Annotated in this window: 15 protein-coding genes; 6 read left to right on the top strand and 9 right to left on the bottom strand. The window is 49.5% G+C overall.

What is annotated here, in order from left to right; all coding sequences use genetic code 11:
• The first annotated feature begins 127 nt into the window (after positions 1-127).
• The 4 genes from BW941_RS08610 (at position 128) to BW941_RS08595 (ending at position 2,067) form a co-directional block, all read left to right on the top strand.
• The gene (locus BW941_RS08610) at positions 128-643 is read left to right on the top strand and encodes a Tse2 family ADP-ribosyltransferase toxin (RefSeq protein ID WP_076515162.1); all 516 of its coding nucleotides are present in this window, start codon (positions 128-130) and stop codon (positions 641-643) included.
• A 1-nt stretch (position 644) separates the two neighbouring features.
• Positions 645-869 carry a hypothetical protein gene (locus tag BW941_RS08605; protein WP_075273413.1) on the top strand — a complete coding sequence of 75 codons (225 nt, stop codon included), beginning with the start codon at positions 645-647 and terminating at the stop codon, positions 867-869.
• A gap of 125 nt (positions 870-994) precedes the next feature.
• Positions 995-1,294, top strand: coding sequence for a cupin domain-containing protein (locus tag BW941_RS08600; protein WP_076515160.1), 300 nt, complete (start codon positions 995-997; stop codon positions 1,292-1,294).
• 98 nt (positions 1,295-1,392) lie between these two features.
• The gene (locus BW941_RS08595; RefSeq protein WP_076515159.1) at positions 1,393-2,067 is read left to right on the top strand and encodes a penicillin-insensitive murein endopeptidase; all 675 of its coding nucleotides are present in this window, start codon (positions 1,393-1,395) and stop codon (positions 2,065-2,067) included.
• A 5-nt stretch (positions 2,068-2,072) separates the two neighbouring features.
• On the opposite strand, the gene BW941_RS08590 is transcribed toward BW941_RS08595, so the two are convergent.
• Positions 2,073-2,252: a DUF6435 family protein gene (locus BW941_RS08590; RefSeq protein WP_076515158.1), complete on the bottom strand. Its 180-nt coding sequence runs from the start codon at positions 2,250-2,252 to the stop codon at positions 2,073-2,075.
• A gap of 159 nt (positions 2,253-2,411) precedes the next feature.
• Between BW941_RS08590 and BW941_RS08585 the strand changes: the two genes are divergently transcribed.
• Together BW941_RS08585 and BW941_RS08580 are read left to right on the top strand one after the other, a co-directional pair.
• Entirely contained in the window at positions 2,412-2,627 is a 216-nt protein-coding gene (locus BW941_RS08585; protein ID WP_068438377.1) for a hypothetical protein, read from the top strand.
• Positions 2,628-2,698: 71 nt separating this feature from the next.
• Positions 2,699-3,034, top strand: a complete 336-nt coding sequence (locus tag BW941_RS08580; RefSeq protein ID WP_068440092.1) for a zinc ribbon domain-containing protein YjdM — start codon at positions 2,699-2,701, stop codon at positions 3,032-3,034.
• A gap of 83 nt (positions 3,035-3,117) precedes the next feature.
• On the opposite strand, the gene BW941_RS08575 is transcribed toward BW941_RS08580, so the two are convergent.
• From BW941_RS08575 to purD, 8 genes are all read right to left on the bottom strand, one after another.
• The gene (locus tag BW941_RS08575; RefSeq protein ID WP_217693581.1) at positions 3,118-4,293 is read right to left on the bottom strand and encodes an AI-2E family transporter; all 1,176 of its coding nucleotides are present in this window, start codon (positions 4,291-4,293) and stop codon (positions 3,118-3,120) included.
• The gene (locus tag BW941_RS08570; protein WP_139325797.1) at positions 4,290-4,562 is read right to left on the bottom strand and encodes a hypothetical protein; all 273 of its coding nucleotides are present in this window, start codon (positions 4,560-4,562) and stop codon (positions 4,290-4,292) included. Before BW941_RS08570 ends, BW941_RS08575 begins: the two co-directional genes overlap by 4 nt.
• Positions 4,522-4,971 carry a hypothetical protein gene (locus BW941_RS08565; RefSeq protein WP_068440098.1) on the bottom strand — a complete coding sequence of 150 codons (450 nt, stop codon included), beginning with the start codon at positions 4,969-4,971 and terminating at the stop codon, positions 4,522-4,524. Before BW941_RS08565 ends, BW941_RS08570 begins: the two co-directional genes overlap by 41 nt.
• Positions 4,968-5,276, bottom strand: a complete 309-nt coding sequence (locus BW941_RS08560; RefSeq protein ID WP_068439703.1) for a hypothetical protein — start codon at positions 5,274-5,276, stop codon at positions 4,968-4,970. Before BW941_RS08560 ends, BW941_RS08565 begins: the two co-directional genes overlap by 4 nt.
• Positions 5,277-5,553: 277 nt before the next feature.
• Positions 5,554-5,790 (bottom strand): hypothetical protein, encoded by a 237-nt coding sequence (locus tag BW941_RS08555; RefSeq protein ID WP_076515156.1) that lies wholly within the window; start codon positions 5,788-5,790, stop codon positions 5,554-5,556.
• Between the two features lie 163 nt (positions 5,791-5,953).
• Positions 5,954-6,601 (bottom strand): 2-polyprenyl-3-methyl-6-methoxy-1,4-benzoquinone monooxygenase, encoded by a 648-nt coding sequence (gene coq7 / locus BW941_RS08550; protein WP_068439699.1) that lies wholly within the window; start codon positions 6,599-6,601, stop codon positions 5,954-5,956.
• 66 nt (positions 6,602-6,667) lie between these two features.
• A complete protein-coding gene (locus BW941_RS08545; protein ID WP_076515155.1) occupies positions 6,668-8,998 on the bottom strand; it encodes a response regulator in 2,331 nt (776 codons plus the stop codon).
• Positions 8,999-9,103: 105 nt separating this feature from the next.
• Entirely contained in the window at positions 9,104-10,396 is a 1,293-nt protein-coding gene (gene purD, locus BW941_RS08540) for a phosphoribosylamine--glycine ligase (RefSeq protein WP_076515154.1), read from the bottom strand.
• Positions 10,397-10,769: the final 373 nt, after the last annotated feature.

The raw sequence follows: 10,769 nt of genomic DNA, 5'->3' as shown, positions 1-10,769 counted from the left end.
AAGGATCTGGCCTGCAGGCCAAGTGGAATCCGAATAGATGGCTGCACTACACCAAAGACAGATTTCGCTTGCACAATGAGGGGTGTCCATAGATGTTATGCAATCACCATCTATTAAAGGAGTAATGATGAAAGCCAATATATTAACCTTCACTGAAAATGAAGCTATTGACTACCTTAACCGAACTAAGCGATCGAATCAGATTTATATGTATAAATTCGATGTCGATGTGGTATTTCGGAAAGGAAAAAAGAGTGACGAGCAAATTGGCAAGGTTCGATACAAGGAAGATTCAAGGCCTCAAAGGTCTTATAACAGCAGGACAAAAACTGAGCAAGATAAGAAAAATGATATAGTTACCTACCAAAAAGGTGGAACTGATGACTTATACGTATTAGCGAAATCCGGCGGGGTTTCACTTTTTGATGGGATGAGCAGCAAGGTCAAACTCGGAAAAAATGATTGCTGGTGGGTAATAACTAAGAATGCCAAACTAGAAGAAGGTTTAGTTATCGCTAAGGATATGTTCTCTGATAGCGAAGGAAATACTCACTACTCAATAGAGCCTGATAGAGATATGCTGTTATCTGAGTACATTGAAAAACTTGAAGAGCTTAAAAAATACATGAAACAGAAGGTATGATATGGCTTTTTCATACAAGGACCTAACATATATACGGGCATCTATTCAAGCCTATGAGGGCATCCTTTCTGAGGTAAATGAAGATGAATGCTCGGACGACGATGAATTTTCTGAAATTCAAGATGATCGTCTTTACTTAAATCGACTTTTGGCTCTTGTAAACCAAGAGATTTCGGATATTGAAGGGGCAAAGCCTAAATTAACCCCTATTAAAGGCAAGGAATAAGTGCATAACAAAGCGTTGCAATTGACGCCCTACACTCCGCTTGCTTTGTGCTAGAAAACATTAGCACAAGGCAAACTCCATTCCGGCCGCAACTGAACGCGGCGTTATGAGTCAGAGAAAAGTCAGTGAATAAAATTGATTTAATCAAGACAGATGAAGTAAGAGTTTCAAGAATCTGTTTAAAAGCAGCAGAGATTTCACCCGCACACTATCATTCGAATGTTATTGAAAGCATAGTATGTTTAAGTGGTGAAATAGAAGTTGTGCTGGATTCTAGTAGTGATCCAAATATTTTAAAGCCGGGAAATTTGATTGATATTCAGCCACTAGATGGGCACCACTTAATTAATCGATTAAACTCCGCATCAGAATATTTATTGGTCCAAAAAGGATCTTATGATTTCGTACCAATAAAATCCTATTAAAAACGTTAAAGTGCAGCATGCGCATAACAAGCACAAGCATTGGACCAATGATCTTGCCCCGATAAAACGGAAACCAAAGACAGTCAACGAAGCCCAATATGCTTATGAGATACATACTACTCGCCATCTTATCGTTCCCTGTGATGTTACACGCCGAAACGAGCACCTGCTATGGCACAACAGCCAATGGCAGCTTGTCTGGAGGTGTGCAGCTACCCTCTGAAGGAAGCAACTATGTGGGCTACAGCTCCATTGCCCGATTGGCTGGTCGCACTTATGTTCATTCTGAAGTCAGGGATATTGTAGTGTCTGCCTACGTACAGTTGGAAAAAGAGCAACCTGATAAGGTTTATAAGTACGCAGAAACAGGTTTTAAAGAGGGCGGTCAGTTTAAACCTCATAAGACTCACAGAAACGGACTATCTGTCGACTTCATGACTCCAGTCGTGGATGGGAATGGTAAATCCGTTCACCTGCCAACGAATCCTTTAAATAAGTTTGGCTACAATATCGAGTTCGATGGCAGTGATCATTTCGATGAAATGCACATTGATTACGAGGCGCTCGCTGCTCATATAGTAGCGTTGGACCAACAGGCGAAAGCGCACGGGCACGGTTTATGGCGGGTAATCTTTGATCCGGCCCTGCAACCAAATTTGCTTGATACTAAGTACGGGCAGTATCTTAAAGACAATATTCAGTTTTCGAAAAAGCGCTCTTGGGTGCGCCATGACGAGCACTACCATGTGGATTTCGCTATACCCTGCGAGTAGCTGTCTTACAGCTTCTCTGCAGCCTCTATCTCCTGAATCTTCTTATAAATATCCTCAGCCTCCGTTGATAGCTTAGAGTAAGTGCGGATATCGCCACCTCGCTGGGCATGCATGGCTTGTTCAAGCAGCGCGGCGTGCTGTTTTCTGAGTTTCTTGGTCGGATCACTTTTCAAGAATGAGAACATGCATGACTCCGGTGAGTTAAGACAGATAGCTAAGTCGTCTCATTGTGTACGAGAAGTGGTGATAAAATCCAGAACTTATACGTAAGTTGTACAAATTGAGAGAGGTTGCCCCGATAGCTATAATCGCCGCCCCTTTACGTTATTCAGGTTCTGTTCAGTATGTTGTTTTTCCCTATCCAGCAGGAGCTGGACTGCATCAGCGAACGCGGTGTGATTCTGGGCAAGATTCGCTTCGATGACGCCCAAGGGAGGCATATCTTCTATCAGCCTGATGATGTTGTTGAGGTTACGGCGGCAGAGCAGGCGGCCATCAATGAGCGGCTGGCTGGGCTGGATGCGGGTACTTACGGCATCCCTATGCAGGATGATGACTGAGACCCCATACCGTTTGTAGGGCTATTCGGGTATACTCCGGCCTCCTTAAAAACCGATAAGAAGTGTTCATTATGTCTTTGCCTCCATGCCCTCAGTGTCAGTCTGAGTATGTTTATGAAGATCAGGCAAACCTGGTATGCCCGGAATGCGGTCACGAGTGGAACCCAGCAGATAACAGCGATGACGATGCGTTTGTGGTTCGTGATTCGAACGGCAAGGTGCTGGAAGTAGGCGATCAGATCACTCTGATTAAAGATCTGAAGGTGAAAGGTTCATCGCAGCCACTGAAGATCGGTTCTAAGACGACCATCCGCCGCATCGTTGAAGGCAAGGATCATGAGCTGGACTGCAAGTTTGCCGGTGCTGGCGAGATTATGGTGACAGCCAAGTTCGTTAAAAAGGCCTGATAACCCGAATCTGGCTGATATCCGATAGAAGGGATGAGCGGCACTGTTTATACCCCTGTGCCGCTCTTATATCTGTGCTTTGTTTAGCCAGGAGTTTCGATCAGCTTTACCCATCTAGAGAAGATATTCAGGCGTGCGGCCGCCAGTTTCAGGCAGACCAGTAAAGGCACGGCAATCAAGACGCCTACAGCTCCCCACATCCAGCCCCACAGAATAAGCCAGAGTATCAGTATCAGAGGGTTCAGCCTCATATTGTGGCCGAGCACGGTAGGGGTAATGAACTGAGCTTCGATGGTGTTAATACCAAAAAAGATCAATGGCGGTATGAACGCCATCCAGTTTGCACCGTACTGAATAATTCCAGCCAGATACAGCACCATCATGCCTGCAATCGGGCCCACGTAAGGGGCGAAGTTCAGCAGGGCGACCATCACACCCCACAGCAGGGCATCCTGCACACCAGCGGCCCAGAGCGCCGCTCCTGTCACGATACCAAGGCCGGTATTGATGACACTCACTGTTAATATGTAGCGCGATAGCTCGCGTTGTACTTCGTCGAGCAGCGAGTTTGCCGCCTGCTTGTCGCTTTGCTGGGTAAAGCCACTGATAAAGTTACTGTAGAGTAGCGGCCCGAATACCAGCATGAAAACGACCAGAATCACAAAGGTGAAGAACTGGGTGAGCATGACCGGTGTTGCGCCCAGTATCTGAATCATTAACTCAACACCGCCTTGTTTGAAACGGTCTGAGACAGCGTTCTGGTCTGGCTCAGGTTCGGGTTTCGGCGGTTCGGGCTCATCTTTGCTGAACCAGCCGAACCATCCGCCGCTGTCTTCTTCTGGTTCAGCTTTTGGTGGAGGCGCCTGTTCGCTGAGCGCGAGTTTTTCGCTGATTTCATTCAGCTCTGTGGTCAGCTGTGTCGACAGCTCTGGAATACGTTCTGCCCAGCGCTCTGCGGGCTCGACCAATTGCATTCCGAGCAGTGTAAAGGGTACACCGAGTGAGGCCAGTAACAGCAAGGCAGAGAATGATCTCGGAATATAGAAGCGTTTGAGTATTCGTACCAATGGGCTGAGTAGCAGTGCGAACAGTGCGGCCACTACAACGGGCAGGAAGAGTGTCTGCGCAATGTACAGCGTGTAGAAAACGACAAATGCGATAAGCCAGTACATTACCATTTGCATGGAGGTCAGCTTTTTGGGCTGATCTTCTGACTCATCGTTCTGATTTTTTAGGGCAATCTGCCGAAGCTGACTCATTCGCCGGTTCCGAACTGCTGGCCTAAGGCGAAGGCATCACGCGTAAACGGAATTAACCGGCTGCCCTGAATGCTTAGGGCAGAGATACGGGTAGGGCCAAGAAAGCCGACCAGTGCACCTGCTGCCACGCCAGTGCCTATTAACCAGACTGGGGGGACTTTTTTAAGAGTCTCGTGAGAGTCTTTTGCGAGTACGCCGATCGCTTTTGTGCGAAGCGTCAGCTGTTCATCAAGTTGATCGAGTCGGTTGATCATAGTCTGACGCTTCACCGGATACCTCCTGTATGATTCGACGTGCATGCGACTTGGTGCGCCGAAAACCGATACCGTTGCGGAATCGTTTTCTCATTGAAAGCAGCGTTATGCAGAGCGCAATCTGAAGCAAAGTAAAACTGGAAATTGCCCAGGTCACAGATGCTGACAGGGCATAAACACACCAGGCAATTAATCCACCCAAAGAAACCCATGCCAGAATAATTGCTGGAATAATCGCCAGCCAGGTGATGAGTAATCTTCGGGTATCATCGACCGTTAACTGCATCTCTAATCTGAATATTTCAGACAGTTCTTTTGCAGCCGTTGTGGTCTGGCCAGACAGCGCTGACAGTTGTTCTGTCAGCGCTTGAGCAAGAGCTTCCTGTTCGCTCTGCTCTGGCTTTTTATTGCTTTTCGGGCTCATTTACTTGAGAGCACTTTCGAAGCAAGGAAGCCTGCAGCAAATGCAATACCCGCAGTCACCAGTGGCTTTTCTTTCATGTAGCCGGTTGCCTGGTCTGCAAGTTCAGAGGCTTTATCACGACCTTTTAATAGCTGCTCAGTGGCGTCATTTTTGACATCTACACCTGCTGATTCTGCGGCTACTTTGAAGTGATTTTTGGCGTCGATCAGCTTGTTATAAGCTTCAGAAACTGCTTCGCGACTTGCTGCCAGTTCTTCCTGCTTATCGACTGAATTGTTTGCTGATTTTGAGTTTGCATTAGCCATAATAACTCTCCTTTTGGGATTGTTTCGGGCTTCAGATTGATTTCGCGTGAGGGCGTTAAAAAGGGCCTCTCCCGGCGTTACAGTCTCTTTACTGTCAATTTTACGACCGGTGATCCGGTGAAGAGTTCAGGGGATTTTTGATGAACAAGTTTTAACAGGAGAGTGAGAGCGGAAAAACTGCAGAAAAAATACTGATGATTCAAGATGTTGCGACGTGTTGAACTCTGCAGCTTGTTGTTTGTTTTACTTTAAGCAGAGCGGGTATAAAAAAAGTTGCTTATTCTTCGTCCCGTTCGAGAAATGCGAAGCTCATAAAACTACTGAAAAAGAATATGCCAAGAATCGCAGCAACATTTTCTGCGGCTAACATAAGTACACCACTGATAATCCAGCCTGTTTTTACCTGCTCCAGGCGTCTGCGATAGGTTTCAGTTCTGGTCCACTCTATGTCTGGGTGATCCTCGGGTAGCTTGTAAAACCGGCGGATCTTGCTGATGAGGTTGAACGATGGCATATCTTTCTCCCGCTTGTCTCTTTTCAGAATAGGCCCACTTTTCAAGAGTAGGTCATATGACAAGTGTTTACAGAAGAGATGCCTCTATACAGCGATTTGTTCTATAAAAGGGGGAACGATAGATGCCCCACTTCTGAACCAAAGTGGGGCAGGAGGGCGGGACTCAGATGCGGTAAGTGGCTTTTGTCATCACTTTTGAGAGCGCAGTCATTCCCATTTTTACGGGCAAAGGAAAGCGCTTTCCGCCAGCTTCAATGGCCGTTGTCGCATGTTTCGCTTCGTCTTCAAGCATCTGTAGTAGTACAGCTTTACTCTTTTCGTCTTGTGTCGGCAGGGACGTCATGTGTTTGCTCAGATGGCTACAGACCTGCTCTTCTGTGGCGGCGACGAAGCCCAGACTTACCTTATCGCTGATCTTACCCGCGATTGCACCGATGCCGAATGACAGTGCGTAGAACGCAGGGTTGAGGCGGCTGGTGTGGCTGCCAAGATCTTTGATACGTTCTTCACACCAGACAAGGTGGTCGATTTCTTCTTCGGCCGCTTCTTCCATTGCTTCGCGCACTTCAGGCAGTTTTGCTGTCAGGGCCTGACCCTGATACAACGCCTGTGCACAGACTTCACCGGTATGGTTAATTCGCATCAATCCGGCAGCATGCTGTCGTTCCTGCTCTGACAGTTCACTGTATTCGCGGCTCTGTGCTGGCGAAGCACGCTCGGCAGTTGCGGCACCAGGTACCAGTGTGCGGAGCGCCTGATCGGCATTGGTGATGAGTTTATCGAACAGAGAAAATTGTCTTCTGGCGGTCATGAAGGTCACCTTCTTGAAATCTGGTAACCATTTTAACCTATTGAACGCCGAGCTGCATGATGCAGGTCAGTAGGCTGGAGTGCGCCGCTTCTGAAGGATCGCGAGGGCTTCCCGCAAGCGGTTACCGCTGGCTGGTTTGGCGATCACGTAGTCGATACCGGCGGCCGAGGCGCTGCGTTCGACACTGTTGGTGCTCAGCCCTGTCAGCATCAGGTTGGCGGGCTTACGGCGGATTTCCTCGTCTGAGCGAATACGCTCTGCCAGCTGCAGGCCTGACATCACCGGCATATCGTGATCAATGATAACGATATCGTAAGGTGTTCCGTTGCGGTGTTCTGTCCTCAGCATAGCCAGGGCTTCTTTGCCGCTGTAGGTGCTATCTGGGTTTACTCCCCAGCGTTTCAGCTGTTTTTCGATGACTGAACGCAGCGTAGCGTTGTCATCAACGATGAGTACATTCAGGCCCTTCAGAGAGGAGTCCTGCTCTTTCTGTGATAGGTCTTCGCTGGTGTCTGTCTGCATCGGCAGAAAGAGGGTAACTGAGCCGCCCTGGCTGCTCAGGCTTTCGATATCCAACGTGCCGCGCATATGGCGTATAAGACCCCTTACAACTGTTAGATTCCAGGTGTGTGGGTCGTTGCCATCGACTTTCGTGTTGCCCGGTTGCAGCATTCGGAACAGAGACTCGAGTTCCTGCTGTTTGATGACTGTACCACTGATCTGCAGCTGCAGGCGCAGGCCCTGGGCTTGTTCTCCACAGTAGTAAGAGGCATACACGGTCAGGGCACCGTGCTCGGTGTATGCCAGCGTGCGTGACAGCAGGTTGTAATAGACGGAGAGCAGGCGGTTACGGTCACACAGCAGGCGCTCAGGAAAATCGTCAGACAGGTCGAGAATTAACTCAACCTGCTTACGCGCGGCTTCCTGCTGGAAGTGTCCGAGTGTGCGGTTAAGAAGATTGATGACCCGAACGGGTTTGATATCAAGAAACACTTCACGGGCTTTCAGTTTGCCGAGGTCTGAAAGTTCATTTACCAGTACCAGCAAATCGGTACCCGCCATCTTGATGGTCTCAAGGTGGTCGCGTTGTGTGATCGATAGCGGCGTGTCAGTGAGCAGCTCGCTCATGCCAATCACGCCGTTGATCGGGGTTCTGAGCTCATGGCTGATCTGCCCCATGGTCTCAGGCGGAATCCCCGGCTGACCGCTGATTTCGCGATGGCTGTGTTTGGCGCTGATGGCCAGTTGTGAAAAGAACAGGCCCGCAGCCGCTGCCAGAGGTAACAGAAACACCAACACCTGCTCGGTCACTGGCATATTGATTAAGTTCATTTTGTGCATGAGTGTGATCACCATCCCCAGAGTGATCACGATGGCCGCACTGCGCAGATATACATGACACTCCGGATACTTACTGCGATATACCGTGGTCACAAAAATGGTGAGCAGCTGAGCAAAGGTCGTGGTGGTGTACAGCATGGTTTCGGTCAGATAGCTGGGCGTAACAACATCGCTGAGCAGAATGCCGACCTGGGCTGCGATGTTCAGTTTGATAAGTGCGCGTATCCAGACCTGCCGCCACTTGAGCTTTAAGAGGGCCAGCAATTGGGCGATGAGTATTCCACCTACTGAGTAGGTTTCGATACAACCGTTTGGCAGGTAGACATTGATCGGGAGGTCGAAACTGATGCCTACACTGGCGGGCACAAAGAACATGACTGACGTTGAGCCGAGAACTCCAGCGGCGCGAATACCTTTATCACCGCGGGCAAAGGCGAACAGAAAATACAGTAAAACCAGAGATACCAACCCAAGGAGCGCCCCGGTCAACAGGTTACTGATGCGCTCTACAAGGTTGAACTGATCCAGGCTTTTGAGGGCGATGCGGGTTGCCATTATGGCATCAGTTTCGAGGCGGATCAGATAACTGTTGGTGGCCTTACTCTCTACGTTCAGGCTGAAAACGTGTGCCTGACTTAACGACCCCTGCGGTTGAGGTGCATTCAGCTCCAGCGGACGTTCAGTGTCAGAGATATTGAAGATACGTACCGAGTCGATTCGTGAGTTCGACAGTGTCAGTATGGTGTCCATTTCCTGAGCGAATGGATTTAAGACTGACATTCTTATCCAGACGACTCCGGAGTTAACTCCGCGTTTCAGGGATATCGTGTGCGTTGGGGTGAAGCTGAGTTGTCGGTCACTGTCCAGTATCTGAGGCAGAGTCAGAGAAGCTGATTTGTCCTCATAGAAAGACGTGTAAGGTGTGATGGTCTGACTGAAAGAACCCTCGGGCAGAATAATTGGGCCAAGCGCAGAAGCACGCAGAGCGACCAGTAACAACATGACCGGCAGAACCAGAACCCGGAAAATACGATGGAAGAATTGTTGAGCGGTCATTACTGCAGTGATCCCTCACTATAGAGCGTGGCGTTTAGCCAGCCAGACAGGCATTAGCGATAAGACAGGGCCAGCAAGTTACTGGCCCTGCTTGGGTAGTCGGCGTTAGCCGTTCTCTTTCTCGCGTGCTACTGCACGGTAACCGATATCAGAGCGGCAGAACATGCCTTCCCATGAGACCAGTTTCACCAGCTCGTAAGCTTGCGCCTGAGCTTCGCTGACGCTGTTACCCAAAGCCGTTGCACACAGTACACGACCACCGGCCGTAACCACTTCACCTTTGTCGTTCAACTTAGTGCCAGCATGGAAAACCTTACGGTCGGTACCGTCGTTCTCTGGCAGAGAGATGACATCACCTTTCGGGTAATCCGCTGGGTAGCCTGCGGCTGCCAGAACCACACCCAGTGCAGGACGTGGGTCCCACTTGGCAGTTTCAGAATCCAGCTTGCCTTCCAGAGCGGCGAGACAGTGAGCCACCATATCGGACTGCATACGCAGCATGATTGGCTGAGTTTCAGGGTCACCGAAGCGACAGTTGTATTCGATTACTTTAGGCGCACCAGACTCGTCGATCATCAGACCAGCGTAAAGGAAACCTGTGTAGTCGTTGCCTTCAGCGGCCATGCCTTCAACGGTCGGCATGATGACTTCTTTCATGATGCGGGCATCAATTTCTGGTGTGACGACAGGCGCTGGAGAATAGGCACCCATACCACCGGTGTTAGGGCCAGTGTCTTTATCACCAACGCGTTTGTGGTCCTGGCTGGTGGCCATTGGCAGCACGTTTTTGCCATCGACCATCACAATGAAAGACGCTTCTTCGCCAGCGAGGAACTCTTCGATTACAACACGGCAGCCTGCATCACCAAAGGCGTTGCCAGACAGCATGTCTTTCACAGCCTCTTCAGCCTGCTCAAGAGTTTCGGCAACGATCACGCCTTTACCCGCAGCAAGACCATCGGCTTTAACAACGATAGGCGCGCCTTTTTCTCGCAGGTAAGCCAGTGCTGGCTCAACGTCGGTGAAGTTCTGGTATTCCGCCGTAGGAATCTGGTGGCGTGCCAGGAAATCTTTGGTGAAGGCTTTGGAACCTTCCAGCTGCGCAGCACCTTTTTTAGGGCCAAAGATTTTCAGGCCAGCGGCTTCAAACTGATCAACCACGCCATCGACTAACGGAGCTTCTGGGCCAACAATGGTCAGGCCTACTTCGTTTTCTTTAGCGAAGGTTTCGAGCGCATCGAAGTCCAATACGTCGATGGCGATGTTCTCGATGTTTTCTTCGATGGCTGAACCAGCGTTGCCCGGAGCAACGAATACTTTTTCAACCAGCGGAGATTGTAACGCCTTCCAGGCTAGAGCATGTTCACGACCGCCGCTGCCAATTACTAAGATTTTCATAGCTGACTTCTCTTATTGCGGGTCTGAAACGCTCCTGAGCGGTGTTAAAACCTTCGTCAAAATGCTCATGTACTAAAGTACACTCCGCTTTTTCCTCAGGTTTTGCCTTGCTCAGAAACCTTTCATCTCCCGGGGCTACAACGCCCAATTCTTTTCAACGCGACAGCGAATTAAATTCGTTGTCGCAAAATTTCATTTCACACCGCCCTAACTGACGCGTTAATTGCGGTGCAGAAGCGTTATCCACGCTGTAGGAGCGTCACGAGCGCAGGTCTGGCAAGGCAAAAAGGTTTGAGGGAGCGGAGTGTAGTTCACCTACATGAGCATCCCGAAAACGTTTTTAACACCGCCAGGCCAAGCGCAGTAGCTCCGA

The sequence above is a fragment of the Thalassolituus maritimus genome, assembly GCF_900156675.1.
GTDB lineage: Bacteria > Pseudomonadota > Gammaproteobacteria > Pseudomonadales > Oceanobacteraceae > Thalassolituus > Thalassolituus maritimus.
The sequence above is the reverse complement of the archived record's forward strand: the minus strand, read 5'-3'. Positions and strand labels throughout refer to the sequence as shown.